General features: G+C 61.5%; 21 protein-coding genes, 2 tRNA genes and 3 pseudogenes. 18 read left to right on the forward strand and 8 right to left on the reverse strand.

Annotated features, from left to right (window positions below):
• Positions 1-457: 457 nt before the first annotated feature.
• The 3 genes from NKH78_RS16400 to NKH78_RS16410 all read left to right on the forward strand — a co-directional run bounded on the left by NKH78_RS16400 (position 458) and on the right by NKH78_RS16410 (position 2,189).
• A complete protein-coding gene (locus tag NKH78_RS16400; RefSeq protein WP_352740004.1) occupies positions 458-985 on the forward strand; it encodes a hypothetical protein in 528 nt (175 codons plus the stop codon).
• A gap of 269 nt (positions 986-1,254) precedes the next feature.
• Positions 1,255-1,512, forward strand: a complete 258-nt coding sequence (locus tag NKH78_RS16405) for a hypothetical protein (protein WP_352508634.1) — start codon at positions 1,255-1,257, stop codon at positions 1,510-1,512.
• Positions 1,513-1,595: 83 nt separating this feature from the next.
• Positions 1,596-2,189 (forward strand): SOS response-associated peptidase, encoded by a 594-nt coding sequence (locus tag NKH78_RS16410; RefSeq protein WP_352740006.1) that lies wholly within the window; start codon positions 1,596-1,598, stop codon positions 2,187-2,189.
• A gap of 92 nt (positions 2,190-2,281) precedes the next feature.
• Here the strand turns inward: NKH78_RS16410 and NKH78_RS16415 are convergent, their stop codons facing one another.
• Positions 2,282-2,827, reverse strand: coding sequence for a group I truncated hemoglobin (locus tag NKH78_RS16415; RefSeq protein ID WP_352508632.1), 546 nt, complete (start codon positions 2,825-2,827; stop codon positions 2,282-2,284).
• 189 nt (positions 2,828-3,016) lie between these two features.
• Positions 3,017-3,325 carry a hypothetical protein gene (locus NKH78_RS16420; protein ID WP_352740008.1) on the reverse strand — a complete coding sequence of 103 codons (309 nt, stop codon included), beginning with the start codon at positions 3,323-3,325 and terminating at the stop codon, positions 3,017-3,019.
• 258 nt (positions 3,326-3,583) lie between these two features.
• On the opposite strand from NKH78_RS16420, the gene NKH78_RS16425 reads away from it, so the two are divergent.
• From NKH78_RS16425 to NKH78_RS16445, 5 genes and pseudogenes are all read left to right on the forward strand, one after another.
• A complete protein-coding gene (locus tag NKH78_RS16425) occupies positions 3,584-3,991 on the forward strand; it encodes a hypothetical protein (RefSeq protein WP_352740010.1) in 408 nt (135 codons plus the stop codon).
• 288 nt (positions 3,992-4,279) lie between these two features.
• Positions 4,280-4,897: a cupin domain-containing protein gene (locus NKH78_RS16430; protein WP_352740012.1), complete on the forward strand. Its 618-nt coding sequence runs from the start codon at positions 4,280-4,282 to the stop codon at positions 4,895-4,897.
• An 896-nt stretch (positions 4,898-5,793) separates the two neighbouring features.
• Positions 5,794-6,177 (forward strand): hypothetical protein, encoded by a 384-nt coding sequence (locus NKH78_RS16435; RefSeq protein WP_352644254.1) that lies wholly within the window; start codon positions 5,794-5,796, stop codon positions 6,175-6,177.
• Between the two features lie 249 nt (positions 6,178-6,426).
• A pseudogene (locus tag NKH78_RS16440) lies at positions 6,427-6,756 on the forward strand (tetratricopeptide repeat protein); the annotation flags it as partial.
• Positions 6,757-6,803: 47 nt separating this feature from the next.
• Positions 6,804-7,589, forward strand: a pseudogene (locus tag NKH78_RS16445) (tetratricopeptide repeat protein); the annotation flags it as partial.
• 144 nt (positions 7,590-7,733) lie between these two features.
• On the opposite strand, the gene NKH78_RS16450 reads toward NKH78_RS16445, so the two are convergent.
• Positions 7,734-7,808 (reverse strand) — tRNA-Thr (locus NKH78_RS16450).
• A gap of 174 nt (positions 7,809-7,982) precedes the next feature.
• Here NKH78_RS16450 and NKH78_RS16455 point away from each other — a divergent pair.
• The 9 genes from NKH78_RS16455 to yacG all read left to right on the forward strand — a co-directional run bounded on the left by NKH78_RS16455 (position 7,983) and on the right by yacG (position 13,564).
• Entirely contained in the window at positions 7,983-8,183 is a 201-nt protein-coding gene (locus tag NKH78_RS16455; RefSeq protein ID WP_352475882.1) for a hypothetical protein, read from the forward strand.
• Positions 8,184-8,341: 158 nt separating this feature from the next.
• Positions 8,342-9,634 (forward strand): UDP-N-acetylglucosamine 1-carboxyvinyltransferase, encoded by a 1,293-nt coding sequence (murA, locus tag NKH78_RS16460; protein WP_352740016.1) that lies wholly within the window; start codon positions 8,342-8,344, stop codon positions 9,632-9,634.
• A 93-nt stretch (positions 9,635-9,727) separates the two neighbouring features.
• Positions 9,728-10,159, forward strand: coding sequence for a DUF2948 family protein (locus NKH78_RS16465; RefSeq protein WP_254820565.1), 432 nt, complete (start codon positions 9,728-9,730; stop codon positions 10,157-10,159).
• 4 nt (positions 10,160-10,163) lie between these two features.
• A complete protein-coding gene (gene hisD, locus NKH78_RS16470; RefSeq protein WP_352778322.1) occupies positions 10,164-11,456 on the forward strand; it encodes a histidinol dehydrogenase in 1,293 nt (430 codons plus the stop codon).
• Between the two features lie 2 nt (positions 11,457-11,458).
• Positions 11,459-11,944, forward strand: a complete 486-nt coding sequence (locus NKH78_RS16475) for a UPF0262 family protein (RefSeq protein ID WP_352475885.1) — start codon at positions 11,459-11,461, stop codon at positions 11,942-11,944.
• A 1-nt stretch (position 11,945) separates the two neighbouring features.
• Complete coding sequence (locus NKH78_RS16480) at positions 11,946-12,413, forward strand: arsenate-mycothiol transferase ArsC (RefSeq protein WP_292663983.1); 468 nt, start codon at positions 11,946-11,948, stop codon at positions 12,411-12,413.
• A gap of 89 nt (positions 12,414-12,502) precedes the next feature.
• Entirely contained in the window at positions 12,503-12,721 is a 219-nt protein-coding gene (gene infA, locus NKH78_RS16485; RefSeq protein WP_006200926.1) for a translation initiation factor IF-1, read from the forward strand.
• 25 nt (positions 12,722-12,746) lie between these two features.
• Entirely contained in the window at positions 12,747-13,376 is a 630-nt protein-coding gene (locus tag NKH78_RS16490) for a Maf-like protein (protein ID WP_352883300.1), read from the forward strand.
• The gene (gene yacG, locus NKH78_RS16495; protein ID WP_352702195.1) at positions 13,373-13,564 is read left to right on the forward strand and encodes a DNA gyrase inhibitor YacG; all 192 of its coding nucleotides are present in this window, start codon (positions 13,373-13,375) and stop codon (positions 13,562-13,564) included. The genes NKH78_RS16490 and yacG overlap by 4 nt, the downstream gene beginning before the upstream one ends.
• Positions 13,565-13,791: 227 nt before the next feature.
• Here the strand turns inward: yacG and NKH78_RS16500 are convergent, their stop codons facing one another.
• The 4 genes from NKH78_RS16500 to tnpA form a co-directional block, all read right to left on the reverse strand.
• Complete coding sequence (locus tag NKH78_RS16500; protein WP_352688427.1) at positions 13,792-14,346, reverse strand: DUF6000 family protein; 555 nt, start codon at positions 14,344-14,346, stop codon at positions 13,792-13,794.
• A 23-nt stretch (positions 14,347-14,369) separates the two neighbouring features.
• Positions 14,370-16,030 (reverse strand): IS66 family transposase gene (gene tnpC / locus NKH78_RS16505; protein ID WP_352738473.1). Its coding sequence is split into 2 segments (ribosomal slippage): positions 14,370-14,680 and positions 14,680-16,030, totalling 1,662 coding nucleotides; the frame shifts between segments, so codons are not numbered across the junction.
• 66 nt (positions 16,031-16,096) lie between these two features.
• Positions 16,097-16,384, reverse strand: a complete 288-nt coding sequence (gene tnpB / locus NKH78_RS16510) for an IS66 family insertion sequence element accessory protein TnpB (RefSeq protein WP_352883303.1) — start codon at positions 16,382-16,384, stop codon at positions 16,097-16,099.
• 29 nt (positions 16,385-16,413) lie between these two features.
• Positions 16,414-16,767 carry an IS66-like element accessory protein TnpA gene (tnpA, locus tag NKH78_RS16515; protein WP_352506222.1) on the reverse strand — a complete coding sequence of 118 codons (354 nt, stop codon included), beginning with the start codon at positions 16,765-16,767 and terminating at the stop codon, positions 16,414-16,416.
• Between the two features lie 372 nt (positions 16,768-17,139).
• Here tnpA and NKH78_RS16520 point away from each other — a divergent pair.
• A tRNA-Phe gene (locus tag NKH78_RS16520) sits at positions 17,140-17,215 on the forward strand.
• Positions 17,216-17,252: 37 nt separating this feature from the next.
• On the opposite strand, the pseudogene NKH78_RS32620 reads toward NKH78_RS16520, so the two are convergent.
• Positions 17,253-17,434: pseudogene (locus tag NKH78_RS32620) on the reverse strand (transposase); the annotation flags it as partial.
• Positions 17,435-17,558 lie beyond the last annotated feature (124 nt).

The raw sequence follows: 17,558 nt of genomic DNA on the forward strand, positions 1-17,558 counted from the left end.
CCGCCGTGCCGACTGGTGCGGTGGGCTCTTTCGACAGCGAGGCCCCGCGAGGAACCTTTAGCCGTATCTAATGTTCTACTTGCGTGGCGGGCTTCGCCCCGGCGTGCGCCCCGCCCGGAGGCGAAGGAGTGCAATCATGAACAACATTATCTGGCTGGTCGGCGCGATCGTGATCATAATAGCCATTTTGAGTTTTTTGGGTCTGCGATAGCATCTGAACCCTCTCTTCGAGCCGGCGACCGTCCCCGCGCGGCATGGCCTCAGCACGCCCAAGCTGGTCAGACTTAGGTCCCAAGCAAGACACTCTGGGGTTGGACCGAAGCCTCGGCTGAGGAACGTAGCCGGCTGGCTCACGTTGTGGTGAGCTTTGGCGCGACGAAGATGCGTCCGGGCGGAAGAGTTCAAAGCCAGGGAGGAGAGGCCCGACGCTGCTAACGAGCGTCGGGCCTGGGCGTAAATGCAAACAATCAGCAGACTGTTCAATTCCCATGCCCAGGCAGCACGTGCCGTTGCCGCGCTTCAGGCTGCCGGGATTCGCCGCCGCCAGATCAGCGTCGTCGGATCTTACAACGACAACGATGAACCGATCAGCGTTGCTGGATATTACGACGATGAGATGAGCGCTGTCTGGCGGAGCGCCGTCGCCGGTGCCGCACTTGGCGCCACGGCTGGTCTGTTGGCCGGTTTCAGCGCTTTTGGAGCTCAAGACGTCGATCCTGCGGGGATGACCGGCATGGCTCTGGTCGGTGCGGCGTGGGGCGGCTTTGCCGGCGTGCTTCTCGGAACTTTCGCCAATTTCGCCCAGAAGCCGCGCAAGCCGAGGATCGCTGAGGGTGTCATACTGGTGATGGCCCGGGTCGATGAAAGGCAGGCCGGCGCCGCGCATACGGTGCTCCGGAGTTTCGCGGAGATGCCTTCCGGGCCGATGAAGAGGAGCGCTTTGCCAAATTCAAGCCGGCGCCGCGTCCGATCTGGTGCCCGATGAAGTTGGTTCGCGAAACAGGAATTCAAACCGGAGGCGCCCGACGAAAGCTTGGCAAACCAACACTTTGGAAGCATGCGGGCTACTTACCGTCGAGTTGTCCTTTATTCTTACCGTTCTGTTGGCTGGTCTCATCCTTGGCTGAACCGAACCCATGCCCTTGCCACCGGCGACACTATGCCCGGCAATTGGCGAAGGTTGTGGCCAGTTCGAAGGATTAAACCATTCGTGCTAAGCGTTAATAGCTTGTAGCCATAGGAGAGGACGCCGACGTGGACAAACGGGCTGAAGGAGACAGGGAGAAATTGGCCCGAGGCGAGTTCGAGCTCAAAGCCGAACGATATGGTGTGAACGCCTTTCTTCTCGTTGTCGAGCTTGTAAACCTGCTGGAAAAGCGCGGAACGATCAGCAGCGACGACGTCGCGAAAATAGCCGAGGCCGCCGCACTTGCGGTCGCCGCATCCAGTCAACCCGACGTGAACAGCATCAATCTGTTGCAGACCATCGCTGCCGCACGCCGGCCCAAATAGGCTTATATCAAATCCGCCGGCAATCAGCGCCAACCAGACGCTATGGATTGAACTGATCTCGGTCGAGCGTCCGGAGCCTTTCCATGTGCAACGACTACGAGCAGCACATCGCCTGGGCCGAATACTGCAGGATGATGGAATCGCTGGCGCTCAAAATCCCCAGCCATCAAACCGAACTGGATCTGCCGCAGGCGGATGACATCCACATCAACGACCCCGCGCCTGTAATGCGCGCCGCCGGCGACGCAATCGAACTGGCGTCGATGACGTTCGGCTTTCCCCCGGCCGGGCCAAAAGGCGGACCTGTATTCAACTTTCGCTCGGAGGGCCGGCAGTTCGGCAACAGCAAGCGCTGTCTCGTTCCGGCGTCGGCATTCTTCGAATTCACGGGAACGAAATATCCAAAAACCAAGCACAGGTTCACGCTGAATGGCCATTCGTTCATGGCGATTGCCGGGTTGTGGCGCGAGGGTATCGGCAACAAGCCGCCGACGTTCACGATGCTGACGAGCGAGCCGGGGCCGGACGTGGCGCCATATCACAACCGGCAAGTGGTTGTGCTGCGGCCATCGGACTGGGCGGCCTGGATCCACTTGACGAGGTCCGAGGCTGAACTCCTGCGCCCGTTGCCGGAAGGGTCGCTCAGAGTGGAGACAGCTCGGGCGGGTTCGGAGTAGGAACCATCGGAAAATTGCGCGGTGCGGCTGCGCCGCATAGCCACGGCGCCGCGCCCCATGCTCAGAACGAATGCCCGCGCGATATAAGCGCTTCAGCCCGGCTTGACGTAGCCGGCGGTGACCTCGTCCTTGTGAGCGGCGAAAGCTTCCAGGACTTCGGTTTTCTCAGGCTTCGGAATTTTGAAATGATCCAAGGTCCGCCCGAGTTCCGCTGCGACCTCATCGAATTCCGCGGGGGAAATCCGCAGGTCGCGATGTGCCTCCTCGAGGCCGAGCGGCGTCGTGCCGGGCTTGGTGGCGACGAACTTGAAGGGCCCGCCAGAAACGTCGCAGACCCACAGCGTCCGCATGAACTTGAGGCCGGGCAACCTTTCAAGGTTCTTGGTGTGCCATTTGCGCAATTGTGGGTTCTTGGACTTCTTGCCGACAATCGGGTTCATCACGACGGCGTCGCTGAAATGATCGATCACCGCCGCGATGGCGAACACACCACCCAGGCGCTCATATAGAGTCTTCCCCGATGTGGTTTTCTTAGCCTGGGCGAGTGCGTTGTCGGCAGGCAATACCGACGTCGATGCGGCGGCCAGCGCCAGCCCGGCGACAACACTTCGTCTTGTCAAAGAGGTCGAAATTTTCATCCCTGGTTCCCTTCGAGGTTAGGCCAGAGCAAGCCGCAGCCTGTCTGGCGGGCTTCATGAAGTGACATTCGGACACGTCGCCGTATTTTTAGCATCATCTAATGAACTAACGCACCCTTCGTCCGAATTATTCCGATGGACGGCATTGCTGTGGTCAACATGCGTAAAGGTCGCGCGGATGAGGAAGGCTTAAGCACGCGTCGCCGCGCGCGGCAGCGGTCGCGAAGCCATTTCGGCCGCATCGGCGGCCCGATCGATGTTGTTGCGGGCACCGTAGTGTTCCTGGCCTTGCTGGCGGCGGTCGCCTGCGGCCAATAGCCTGTGCTTTTCGAAGATCGCTAGCTTCTGCGGATAGGTGATCCGCACCTTTGCGTTGCACCCGTCGCATTTGAAGTGCGCGATTGTTCTTAGTGCAGAGCCCTTTCTTACCGCCGGATGCAAGCAATCCGGACATTCGAATGTGAGCGCGACATCTGATAAGTCTTCGGCTAAGCCCATTTCCATCCCCTTCGCAAGCTCGGTGGCTACACTCTGGCGATTCTCAATGAGCAATTCAGATACCAAATGGCTGTGCCAAAGCGGGACTAGGCCAATTCGCCCCAGAACGTTGCGAAGCTAGTGCGCCTTCTCTGTGCCTTTTGAGCCACGAAGAGACCTAACTTCCTCCAGCAGTTCGCGCTCATTGGTAGTCACGTTTCGGAAGATTGCGACAATCATCACCGCTAAGGCTTCGGCAGCCATGCTTGGAGGGTCAATGTGCTCATCTGCGCAAACCTGATCGAACACGCGTTCACAAATAGCCAAATCGTGAGGGCTGAGGCGGGTGCGATTGAAACGCCGGCGCGACATTTGCGAGCCTTCGAGGCCGCTGCCCGTGCAAAAGAAGCGGGTCTTCGCAAGAAACGCGAGTCATTGAGCGATTGTTCCCGGCTGCAGGCTTTGTCAAGCCGCCTGCAGCGGGGGCAGACCAGAACGCTTCCCCACGCGCATCATGGCGCGTGCGAGCGCGAGCTGTGGCTCGACCTTGGCATTTTCTATCATGGCGAGATGCTTGGCATTCAGGCATTTTCGGACGCCCGCCCGAACGGCGCTGGCCGCCATGCGCGGGCCGATTTCGGACGGCTGGACCGTTGGGCTCACGTCAGACACAGTAGGCTGGGGTAAAGACTGCTTCGAACCCTAAAGGGGCCGTCGGCTACCCATTTGACGACGCGGAGGAGCCACGCCTTCCGCCCCTGACAATCGCCATCGCAGCCAGTGCCACCGCGACGACCGAGTTCCAATATTTGAAAACTATTTGAAAACTCTCCCTAGACGGTTTGGCATCATGAACAGTCTTCTTTGGCGGCAGGCGCTCTAGGGTGACCCGAAACTTGGTCAGTGCTGTAAGGCGGTACATATGCTATAGCTAATATTGGGTCGAGGGGGCGACCATGAAAGGGAGGACCAACCATGAAGCCGCATTCCCTCAGCGCCCGCCGTATTGGCCTGCTTATATTCTCGGTGTGTGCTTTCGGGCTGATAACGTCAGCCGCAATGCCCGCAGACAGCAAATTCGCCGTCGAGCCGGTGGTTGAGAAAAAGGTGAAGGAACTGCCCTCCGGACCGTTGTACTGGCGGCTGGAAAATTTCCCAACGCTGGCGCAGGCCCAAAGCGCTGCGGGCCCGACCTCGCTTGCGGCGGAGGTCGCAGGCAAGGTCTGGCTGTTCACGCTTGGACCGAAGGATGGCCCTACGACCGGCGGAACCAAGGTCGTCGAGATCGGACCGGTCCCTCCGATCAGGGCAAGCGAGTACTTGCTGCGCGTCAACCGCGCCGGTGGAGCGCCCGGCGTCAAGACGAAGATCCATACGCATCCGGGACCGGAGGCCTTCTATGTGCTGACCGGCAAGCTCGGCCAGAGAACGCCCCACGGAGTGACCTATGCTGAAGCTGGTACGGCCATGATCGGACACGGGGCCAACACGCCGATGGAGGTGTTCAGCGCCGGCACAACCAATCTCGATGAGCTGGCGATCTTCGTGGTCGACGCCAATCAGCCGTTTTCGTCGCCGGCCAGCCTCGACTGAGGCGACATTTCCCAGGGTGGTACTTCCGCTCTGTTGCAGACAATCGGTCAACAAGCTGAGAATGTCTGCCCTGGGGTCGAACTCGGGTCCTTCAGGGTGTTGGGTTTTGGCCCCAACGCCATCGGATTGGGTTCGCCTGACCCATAGCCGTCCACTTCCCGCTCGGGGGCGTCGCCACTCCCAGGCCAGCGAGCGTTGCCGCGATCTGACTGGGGTTCCAACCGGCCCCTTCAGCGGCCCAATGGAGGCCGTGAGCTGCTTGGCCTCCACAACGGCCTTGGCCTTGGTCGCCTCAGCCTCGCCAGGGTCCCTGGCCTCAGACCCCGCATCGAGATTGCGCTGGGTCGCGGTCACCTAAGCCAATGGCAAAGACAACTCCTCCTCGGCATTCACGGTCGTCTGGTGAAGTACGGCCCAAACACGAGAAGCGCACCAGGGTGCGATTGTCATCGATCGCTTCAGTGTGGTTCGAATGATGCGGGAGTCTGCCCAGGATACTAGCGACCAGTTGACGCTAACAGGTGCATGCTGAATTCGATGGTGCTGCGAGAGGAAACACAGCCACGAACCCGATGAGCAGTCCACCTGTGGTCCGGCGCCGTTTCGTGGTGCTCAGTGCCTGTTTCTTTGCGATGGAACTGAGCCGATGCAGGATCGCCGAGTTACGGTCTTTCATTTTGATACCCCACCAGAACTGACTCCGCACGTAGACGACAGTAAGCAGGGTATCGAGGCCTAGCTAAGTGCCCTAAGCGATCTATTTCTTGCCAGAGTTTCACTGGGAGCATCGCGTGCCATGTGGTCTCACCGACGCATTGCGGACGCTTTCCGACTTGTATACCTTCCCTTCGCAAACATCCTAATCACAAAAGGCAACCTGCACTGGTGAAGTTCGGATGACACGAGGTTTGATTCTTCTTGCATGGATTGTCGTCGGAGCGTGGACTAGTTCGGCATTAGCTCAAGACGCCACCGAGAAAACCTTTCCCCACGACACCACGCTTAGCGATGTAGCTCCCTTGAAGCTTGCAATCCGGAAGCACCTTGCCATCTCGACGGAACCAACAGTGTGGATCGCGATGGCTCGCATGGGAGAAAGTGGGGTTGTCTACCTTTGTGGGCTTACGGATGGTGGCAGCATGTCGACCTCCATTCTCTTCTTTGCGCATAAGACGGATGGGGCTGTCGAAGTCGAAGAAATTGATAGTGACTCCAAAGTCGATGGCAGGGCCAAAAAGCTTTGCGACACTCACGGCTTCCGCACCCCTATCCCCGGCTGAACCTCCGCAACCTTTAAGGACAGCTCCCATTTCACCCATCTTGGTCATTCCGCATTTATGAGTTTACGACCTAGCCTCCTTTGGAGCGCGGACTCGAGCGCGAGCAAGCCCACATCTCGCGATCAGCTCAATCCAATATTTATCAACCCATTTTCTTTGCGGCGATGCCTTGCGCAGAACCAGGATTTGTTTGATCAGATTGGCAGGAGACCAACAACCCGCAATTGTGATCCGAAATCTGCTGGCATGATGTTTGATGGGCGGCCAATCGAACGGTCAATTCAAGCGGCACAGCGGGTGCTGGTCGGTCTTGTTGTGCTGCTTGCGCTCGCTGCCCCTACCTTGGCTGAGGATACTGACGATTGCGGAGGCGCCGCTGCAGGCTCACAGCGGATCGCCGCCTGCACGCGGATCATCGAGGACGGGGCGCGAAGCCCGAAGAGTCGCGCCAACGCTTACCACAACCGGGCGATCGCCTGGGCTGACAGCGGCGACAATGACCTGGCCATGGTGGACTACGACAACGCCATCGCCCTCGATCCGAACGACACCGATGCCTACAACGAGCGCGGACTTCTTTGGCTCGATAAGGGCGAGAACGACAGCGCCATCAGCGACTTCGCCGGGCGATCGAGCTCGATCCGGAAAAAGCCATGGCCATCTATAACCGCGGTCTCGCTTGGGCTCACAAGGGCCACGACACTCGCGCCATCGCCGACTACAGCCACGCCATCGAGCTCGATCCGAAATATCTGGAGGCCTACAACAACCGCGGCTTCGTTTTCAACAGGATGGGCGAATTCGACCGCGCCATCGCCGATTTCGACGAGACGATCAGCCTCAATCCCCAACACCCCTGCGCTTACAATAACCGGGCCATTTCATGGGGCGCAAAGGGTGATGCAGAGCGCGCCGTCGCCGATTATAGCCAGGCGATCACACTCGATCCGACCTATGTCAACCCGTATGGAAGCAGGGGAATTTACTATTTCTACGGCCGAGATCCGGCGAAAGCGCAAGCCGATCTTGCCACGGCGGCAGCACTAGCACCCGACAATGCCTATTATGCGATTTGGGCGGATCTGGCGGAGCAGCGCAATAGCGGCGTTAGCAATTTGCGTGAGGCTACCAGTAAGTTGGACATGACCAAATGGCCTGCCCCGCTCGTTCGCATGTTCCTTGGGGAGCAGACGCCCGAATCGGCACTCGCCGAAGCAGACGACCCGGTCCCGAGCAGGAACCGGGGAAATGTGTGTGAGGCCGATTTTTATGCCGCGGAGTTCCACCAACTCAAGGGCCATCCCGACAAGGCCTTGCGACTTTACCGGCTAGCCGTCCGCGACTGCCCCCGCGATTTCATCGAATATGTCGCGGCAAGCAAGGCACTGCGCGCCCTGGGCGTAACTCCATAGGGTGCGCTGCGGGTATTATGTTCCGGGGCTCTGTCGGTGGCAACAAAGTCGGTCGGGTCAGCCGCGTGTCGCCCAGGAACGGCGCCTCCCTGCTGACAAAGACCCACCTTCGCCGTTGGCCTGACGTGTGCTGGGTAGGTGATCTGGTGCTGCGAGAGAGGATTGAACTCTCGACCTCTCCCTTACCAAGGGAGTGCTCTACCACTGAGCTACCGCAGCCGCCGATGGCGGGGCTTCTGCCATATCGAACCGGCAAGCGCAAGGCCAAGACAAGGGGCACAAACGGGGCCGGGTTGAAAGGCCGCACCAGGCGATCGTTGCGGACATGGCCGTGCCACAATGTTGGCTATCCCTTGATCCGTACCGGCGGGTCGCCGGGCCGGGGACGGAACGATGAACGACAAGGCAGTTTCTCCGAACAAGCCACCGAAGAAGGATGGTTCCGCGAAAAAGGCAGGAACTGGCCGCAAGGACCGCCTGGCCGAGCAGTTGCGCGCCAATCTGCAGAAGCGCAAGGCGCAATTGCGCTCACGAAGGACCGGCGACGCCGACCAGCGGCCGGACGGGCTGCAGGCCGCGATGAAAAAAGATTAACGCGAATCGGCTATGTTGGTCGCCGGTATTTTAGCCAAATCAGCGTGGGCCAAAGTGGGGAATAGCCTGTTTCTTGAACCAAGCCGGCCAATGGTCTAGATGGGCGGCAACAGACTCAACCGATTTAAACCGGCCTTTTAGCCGAGGGGACGCTCTTCATGGATCGCATCAGAATTGTCGGCGGCAACAAGCTTGCCGGAAGCATCCCGATCTCGGGCGCGAAAAACGCCGCGCTGCCGCTGATGATCGCCGCGCTTTTGACCGACGACACGCTGACGCTGGAAAACGTGCCGCATCTGGCCGATGTCGAACAGCTCATCCGCATCCTCGGCAATCACGGCGTCGACTACTCGGTCAATGGCCGCCGCGAAAAGCAGCAGGAAGGCTATTCGCGCACTATCACTTTCTCCGCCCGCAACATTGTCGACACGACGGCGCCTTACGAGCTGGTGTCGAAGATGCGCGCGTCGTTCTGGGTGATCGGGCCGCTGCTGGCCCGCATGGGCGAAGCCAAAGTGTCGCTGCCCGGCGGCTGCGCGATCGGCACGCGCCCAGTCGACCTCTTCCTCGAAGGCCTGCAGGCGCTGGGCGCCGATATCGACGTCGACACCGGCTACGTGATCGCCAAAACCAGGAACGGCCGGCTTGTCGGCAACCGTTATGTGTTCCCGAAAGTCTCGGTCGGCGCCACCCATGTGCTGATGATGGCGGCCTCGCTGGCCAAGGGCGAGACGGTGCTCGAAAACGCCGCACGCGAGCCGGAGATCGTCAACCTCGCCGAATGCCTCAACGCCATGGGCGCGAAGATCTCCGGCGCCGGCACGGCGACCATCACCATCGACGGCGTCGAGGCGCTGTCGGGCGCCCGCGTCAGGGTGATCCCCGACCGTATCGAGACCGGCACCTATGCGATGGCGGTGGCGATGACCGGCGGCGACGTCGTGCTGGAAGGCGCGCGGCCCGACCTGTTGCAGACGGTGCTGGACATCATTTCGCAGACCGGCGCCGAGATCACGCAGACCAATTCCGGCATCCGCGTCAGGCGCAACGGCGCCGGCATTTCACCGGTTGACGTGACGACGGCGCCCTTCCCGGCTTTCCCGACCGATCTGCAGGCGCAGTTCATGGGCCTGATGACGATGGCCAAGGGCAAGTCGCGCATCACCGAGACGATCTTCGAAAACCGCTTCATGCACGTCCAGGAACTCGCCCGGCTCGGCGCCCACATCACGCTGTCCGGCCAGACCGCGATCGTTGACGGGGTGGCGAAGCTGAAGGGCGCGCCGGTCATGGCGACCGATCTTCGCGCCTCGGTGTCGCTGGTCATCGCCGGCCTCGCCGCCGAAGGCGAAACCACGGTCAACCGCGTCTACCATCTCGACCGCGGCTTCGAGCGGCTGGAGGAAAAGCTGTCCGGCTGCGGCGCGGAGATCGAGCGCATTTCGGGCTAGAGCCTTTCCGCAGGGCTTGTGGCGCGGTTGCACGGACCGGAAAGACCGCCTAACAGAAGGCTGAATAGTCCAACCTTCAGGTGTGAAATCCGCATGGCCCTCAAGCTTGTCGCGCTCGACGATCAGGATCTGAGCATCATCTCGGCGCATGTCCAGGATGCCGTCATGAAGGTCAGCGATCTCGAATACCTGCCTTCGGTAAAGCGCTTCGTGCTGACCATGAATCGCTTCGTCTGGGAGGCCAAATCCGGCTTCTTTCGCCAGCACAACGAGCGGCGGCAGGCTGTGCTCCATTTCGACCGGGTGCTCGGCGCCAAGACCAGCGGCATTGCCCGCGACAAACCCGACGAAGTGCTGTCGCTGCTGGCGATCAGCTTTCTCGCGCTCGACAAGCCGGCCGGCATCGTCGAGCTGATCTTTTCGGGCGGCGGCGCGATCATGCTCGATGTCGAATGCATCGAGGCGCGGCTTGCCGATGTCGGCGGCGCCTGGGAAGCGACGTCGCGCCCGGCCCACAGGGTTTGAGCCGATGGCCATCACGCTTCGCCAGTCCGACGCCGATTTCGAGCAGCGCTTTGCCGCGTTCCTGCTGACCAAGCGGGAGGTCTCGGCCGATGTCGACGCCGTGGTGCGCGAGATCATCGCCAAGGTGCGCGCCGAGGGCGACGCCGCGCTGGTCGAGTACACGCAGAAATTCGGCGGCGGCGACCTGGCCGAGCTCGGCATCGCCGTCTCCAGGGACGACATTGCCCAGGCTTACGATGCAGCCGATCCGCAAACGGTCGAGGCGCTGAAATTCGCCCGCGAGCGCATCCGCGCCCATCACCAGCGCCAGCTGCCGCAGGACGACCGCTACACCGATGCCGCCGGCGTCGAGCTCGGCTCGCGCTGGACGGCGATCGAGGCCGTGGGGCTCTATGTGCCGGGCGGCACGGCGAGCTATCCGAGCTCGGTGCTGATGAACGCGGTGCCGGCCAAGGTCGCCGGCGTCGAGCGCATCGCCATGGTGGTGCCGGCCTCCGGCGGCGACGTGCCGCCGCTGGTGCTGGTGGCGGCCGACCTTGCCGGCGTCTCCGAAATCTACCGCGTCGGTGGCGCCCAGGCGATCGCCGCCCTTGCCTTTGGCACCGAAACGATAAAGCCTGTCGCCAAGATCGTCGGCCCCGGCAATGCCTATGTCGCGGCGGCCAAGCGCCAGGTGTTCGGAACGGTCGGCATCGACATGATCGCCGGGCCTTCGGAAGTGCTGGTTGTGGCGGACGGCAGCAACGATCCGGACTGGATCGCTGCCGACCTGCTCGCCCAGGCCGAGCACGACGTATCGTCGCAGTCGATCCTGATCACCGACGATTCTGCCTTTGGCGAGGCGGTCGAACAGGCGGTGGAGCGGCAGTTGCAGAACCTGCCGCGCGGAGAAACGGCGGCGGCGAGCTGGCGCGATTTCGGCGCCGTGATCCTGGTGCCGACGATCGAGGCGGCACTGCCGCTGGTCGACCGCATCGCCGCCGAACATGTCGAGCTTGCCATCGACGACCCCGAAGCTTTCCTGGCGCGAATGCGCAATGCCGGTGCGGTGTTTCTCGGCCGCCATACGCCGGAGGCCATCGGCGACTATGTCGCCGGCTCCAACCACGTGCTGCCGACAGCGCGCTCGGCGCGCTTCTCGTCCGGACTTTCGGTGCTCGATTTCGTCAAGCGCACTTCGGTCCTGAAGCTCGGGCCGGAGCAGTTGCGGGCGCTGGCGCCGGCGGCGATTACGCTCGCCAAGGCGGAAGGCCTCGATGCGCATGGACGCTCCGTCGGCATCCGGCTGAACATGTAGACATGTCCGACTACGACCAAACCCGCGCCAGGCTGATCGATGTCGAGCTCGACGAGACGATCGGCCGCTCGACGCCCGATGTCGAGCATGAGCGGGCGGTGGCGATCTTCGACCTGATCGAGGAGAACCGTTTTCAACCGGTCAATGACGATGGCGCCGGGCCGTACCGACTAAAACTGTCGCTGGCCCAATCCCGGCTGGTTTTCGCCGTGACGCGCGAGGACGGCGCAGCCGTGGTCACCCACATCCTGTCGCTGACGCCGCTCAGGCGCATCGTCAAGGATTACTACATGATCTGCGAAAGCTATTATGATGCCATCCGAACCGCGACGCCCAGCCATATCGAGGCGATCGACATGGGCCGGCGCGGCCTGCACAATGAAGGCTCGCAAACGCTGATGGACCGGCTTGCCGGCAAGATCGAGATTGACTTCGACACGGCGCGCCGGCTGTTCACGCTGGTTTGCGTGCTGCACTGGCGAGGCTGAACTGGCCGCCCCGCTGCCCCGCCCGATCCTGCCCCGCTCGATCCTGTTTGTCTGCGGCATGAACGCAGTGCGCTCGCCGATGGCCGAATTGCTGGCACGCAAGGTGCTCCCGCCCACCACCTTCGTTGCCTCGGCCGGGGTGCGCGGCGGGGAACGCGATCCGTTCGTCGATGCCGTGCTGGCCGAAGAGGGCCTTTCACTGGGCGAACGGCACCCGAGAACGATGGACGACCTTGAGGACGATTATTTCGACCTGATCGTGACGCTGGCGCCGGAAGCCCACCACACCGCGCTCGAGCTCACCCGTTCGCTGGCCGTCGAAGTCGAATATTGGCCGATGCCCGACCCGACCGGCGTCAGCGGCACGCGCGAGCAGATCATGGCTGCCTATCGCGACGTGCGCGAGCGGCTGAAGGCGCGGATCGGCCGCCGTTTTCTCGGCAACGGGGCTGAAAACGCTGCGGATTAAGCATGTTCACAAGCGGACGTTTATCATATAGGTTCCGCGCAACTTTCCGGCCGGGGCGCTGGAAGTATCCATCCAAGCAAAGGTATCGAATGCCGAAGGAAGAAGTCCTCGAGTTTCCGGGTGTCGTGACAGAACTGCTGCCCAACGCCATGTTCAGGGTCAAGCTCGAAAACGAACATGAAATCATCGCCCATACGGCCGGCCGCATGCGCAAGAACCGCATCCGCGTTCTGACCGGCGACAAGGTCCTGGTCGAGATGACGCCCTACGACCTGACCAAGGGCCGCATCACCTACCGCTTCAAGTAAGTTCAAGGACCCGGCCGGGATCGCGATGGGCATTTTGCAGAAGCTCGTGCTTGCCTCGGGTTCGCCACGCCGGATAGAGCTGCTGCAGCAGGCCGGCATCGAGCCGGACCGTGTGTTGCCGGCTGATGTCGACGAGACGCCGCTGCGTGCCGAGCATCCGCGCTCGCTGGCCAAGCGGTTGGCGACGCAGAAGGCCGAGAAGGCGCTGGCCTCGCTGAAGACCGAGACCGACTACGTGCCGACATTCGTGCTGGCCGCCGACACCGTGGTCGCCGTCGGGCGGCGCATCCTGCCCAAGGCCGAGACGTTCGACGACGCCGCCAACTGCCTCGGGCTTTTGTCCGGCCGTTCGCACCGCGTCTATTCCGGCATCTGCCTGATCACGCCGGGCGGCAAGCAGCGCTTGCGGCTGGTCGAGACCAGGGTGCGTTTCAAGCGGCTGCCGCGCGAGGAGATCGAGGCCTACATCGCATCCGGAGAATGGCGCGGCAAGGCCGGCGGCTATGGCGTCCAGGGGCTTGCCGGCGCCTTCGTCATCAAGCTTGTCGGCTCCTACACGAACGTCGTCGGCCTGCCTCTCTACGAGACGGTGGCGCTGCTCAGCGGCGAAGGCTTCAAGGTGCACGCCAACTGGCTGTCGGGTGCACGGATATGAGCTCGGACGACAAGGTCACGCCGCTGCGTCCCAAGCGGCCCTGCCCGGAATGCGGCAAACCATCGGCGCGCGAAACCTATCCGTTCTGCTCGACGCGCTGCAAGGACATCGACCTCAACCGCTGGCTGAAGGGGGTCTACGTCATCCCGGGCCGCGACGACGAGGATGAGAACGACGACCAGAAATAGCACCGTCCACCTGCGGTTTTCCACAGGCTTGGGACGGTTTCGCAGCCGCGATCGTGACCGATGATCGGCCTTGCGGACTGCCTGTCGCTTCCGACTGAAATCAATGTCCAGAACTTGTTCCATCCGGGCACTGTCGGACGGAACAGGTTCTGGCGTTTTGCCTGTACGCATCCGGTGAAGACCGCAGGTATTAAGCGCACCGAGTGAAGATAGCGGCTCGGGCGTCGTCAGCTCGCGTCATGGATCATGTGGTTCTGGTAAAGGTAAGAGATTATCCTGCTAAATTCTTCGATCCCATTTTGAGGATCCATGAAGTAATCACCATGCCGCCAAAGAGCCTGATCGAGGAATTCTGGAGCGGGGACAGCTTCGATGTGAGCGAGTGCTCCTATCGCCCAATTCTGGTTATAAACTCGACCATTTAGAGGTAGGTAGGCATTGAGGTATGATCTTAAAAGGCCGGCACAATGCTCGCCTCCGACTAAGCCCAACGCTACGCAGTATCCTTGCCCGGAGTAAACCATCTCGCTTGCGAGGAGCAGCTTGCCGATCAAGTTGACGAAGCGAGTACGTTTGCTGAGACCTATAAACCAAGCAGCACAGAGGCGACCCCGCCACTCGCGCTCGATCAAAAGTCTTTCGATTTGTTCGTCCGAAATGGTGTTCGCGGCATTTACGATCGCTTGTCTGATGCCGCTGCCATCAGCCCGATCGGGGCGTCTGAAATTTGCATGCAGGAGACTAAGGTAAAAGGGGCGCACAAACGTGTTGCGCAGTGCCACGTGATCGGAAGGCGCCGTAGGGGTCATGCTACAAGCTTGGTCTGATTTACGAACGGCCGCCAGTTCCAGGGCAGCAGTTCGTCAAGCTTCAATTCCGGGTAATCGTTAATCCGGGCGAGGACGTCGGCGAGCCAGGCCTGCGGGTCGATATCGTTCATCTTGGCGCTGACGATCATGCTGTAGAGAACGGCAGCGCGCTGTCCGCCGCGATCGGAACCGCAGAACAGCCAGGACTTTCTGCCGAGAGCGATGCCGCGCAGGGCTCGCTCGGCTGCATTGTTGGATAGGCAGATCCGCCCATCGTCGAGGAACCGGGTGAAGGATGACCAGCGCGCAGTATGTAGTTGAACGCCTTGATCAGGTCGTGCCCGCGCGAGAGCTTGTCGCGCGTCTCGATCATCCAGCTCTCGAGCTCGGTGACCAGCGGCAGGCTCCGCTCCTGGCGCACGGCGTGGCATTGGCCTGGCGACAGGCCGTTGATCTCGCGTTCGACATCGAACAGGGCATCGATGCGCTTCACGGCTTCAACCGCTAGCGGATAGACTAGGTTGGGCTTCTCGCCGCGCGCCTTCTTGCGCGCCGCCGCTTCGATATCGGCCAGCTCGAACACTTTGCGCCGGCTGTGGGCCCAGCAGCTGGCTTCCAGAACAGGCGCCGGCTGACGGCCCGTCGCATAGAGATCGCCATAACCGCCATAGGCATCGGCCTGCAGAATGCCGCTCCAGCCGGCGAGATGCGCCGCGGGATGTTCGCCTCGACGATCACGGGAATAGTAGAACACCACCGCCGGCGGATCGGCGCCGCCGAACGGTCGGTCATCGCGCACATAGGTCCATAATCGGCCGGTATCGGTCTTGCCCTTGGCCAGGACCGGAACCGTCGTGTCGTCGCCGTGCAGACGTGAAGCGGCCAGCACATGGGCTTCGAGCCGCTTGAACAGCGGCATCAGCGCCGCGGCGCCGGCGCCGACCTGGTCGGCGAGCGTCGACAGGCTGAGCGGCACGCCTTCGCGGGCATAGCGTTCAGCCTGGCGGTTGAGCGGATGATGCTGGCCGAACTTCTCGAACAGGATCATCGCCAGCAGGCCAGGACCGGCCCAGCCGCGCGGGGTGGCGTGGAAGGGCGCCGGAGCCTGGCTGATCGTCTCGCAGTCGCGGCAGGTGAACTTCTCCCGCACGTGCTGGATCACCTTCCATTGCCGCGGCACCACCTCCAGCGTCTCGGTGATATCCTCACCAAGCTTGCGCAGCCGATGACCGCCACAGCAGTGGCAAGCGCTCGGCGCCGGCTCGACCACGCGTTCGCGTGGCAGATGCTCGGGAAATGGCTGGCGCGCTGGTCGTTTGCGCACATAAGGCGCCACCTCGGTGGTCCGGGCCGCGGCCTGTTCGGCGGCGATCTCGTCTTCCGTCGCCGTGCTCTCGAGTTCCTCGAAGGTGAGCTCCATCTGGTCGTGCAGACGGGCTGAGCGTTCAGAACTCTGACCATGCAGCGCCCGCTGCAGCTTCCGGATCGTCAGATCCTGATGTGCGATCAGCGCCGCATCACCCGATGCCTTGGCCCTGGCGACCGCCAGTTCGGCCTCCACCAGCGCAGCGCGCGCGGCCTCGTCTTCGGCTCTGGCCAACGCCGCTCTCAGCGCGCCGATATCGTCCGGAACAGCATCCTGGGCAGTGGCAACCATGCCCCGGAGTGAATCATAAAACGCGCCCGCTGACTCGCGGAAAATGGCGCAAACTCAAAGAAAAACTCAGCCTGCGCGCTGGGGGCGGAACGTGTGGCGCGGGTTGCGCCAATCGATCCCGTCGAGCATGTACGCCAACTGAGAAGGCGATATGGAAACCGTGCCGTCCGCCGGCGACGGCCATAGAAACCGGCCCTTCTCGAGCCGTTTTGCATATAGCGACATGCCGAGCCCATCATGCCAGATAAGGAAGACATAAAGATCGCCGGCATGCGGATCCCGGCCCAACGTCTCCTGAACCTGCAGAGCGAGCCCTTGCATCCCGCGACGCATATCGGTCCGGCCGACCGCCAACCAGATCCGCACCTGGCTCGGAACCGGGATCATGAAACGCCCAGCGCCTTCACCATCGCCGCCGCCAGTGTCGGCGGCGTGGTCAGCGGAATCCGCAGCCGCACCTTGCCGGCGATCTCCAGCTCGATCACCGCTGGCGGCGCCGCCGGCACCGAAGCGGCGACAAGCTTATCGGGAACCACGACAACTTCGGCAAAGCCCGTCTCGCGGGCTCTCACCGTGCGGCGCCACTTATAGATCAGGCTGGTCGCGACATCGCACTGACGCGCCACCGCCGCCACCGTGGCTCCGGGCGCGAATGCCGCGGCCAGTATCCGGCACTGATCCTCTTCACTCCAACGACGCCGCCGCTCCGGCCCGGTCAATAATGTCACATGGCTCATGCTGTGCTGCTAGCTACGGTCGTAAGGACGATCTTAAGAGCGCAGCCTCGCTACCGTGCCGTGCTCGCGCAAGGCGGCCTTCGCCGGAGGCGTACTTTTGTCTGAGCATGATCTTTTCCGAAAACCGGATTCCACTTTCGGGATCATGCTTTTTGTCTGAGCATAATCTTTTTCCGAAAACCGGATTCCACTTTTCGGGATCATGCTTTTTGTCTGAGCATAATCTTTTTTCCGAAAACCGGATTCCACTTTTCGGGATCATGCTCTAAGCGCTGGACAGGCCGAATTCCCGTGCTATAACCCACGCGCTTTCAAGGGGTGCCGACGGCGCTTTCATGAACCCGGTGTGCAGATTGCCGCCCGCCGGAGCAGGCCCAGATAGCTCAGTTGGTAGAGCAGCGGACTGAAAATCCGCGTGTCGGTGGTTCGAATCCGCCTCTGGGCACCATCCACCTCCGGTCCATTCTGGACACATAGGTTACGGTTTATACCGGAGACATGGGTGACAACCTCGTGCCGAACGGGTTGTCGATGGTCTGCAACGTTCTCTGTTCCAGGTCGATATATCCCAGATCATAGTCCACGAAACTGACCAGCCAGATATGGTCCTCGCCCTGTTTGATGCCGACGGTCTGGTCAGCGAAGACCTGCTGAGGTTGATCTTTTTGTCCAAAAACCTCATCCGACTTTTTCGGCTGGCATCCAGAAGGCCCGCTTCTGCACTCAGCTCGACCGACAGGGAAACCTTTGCCGAAGTTGACTGTTGTAGCTCCAAGACAGAGGAGAAGGTT

It is taken from the genome of Mesorhizobium sp. M0910 (assembly GCF_040319465.1).
In the GTDB taxonomy this organism is placed as follows: domain Bacteria; phylum Pseudomonadota; class Alphaproteobacteria; order Rhizobiales; family Rhizobiaceae; genus Mesorhizobium.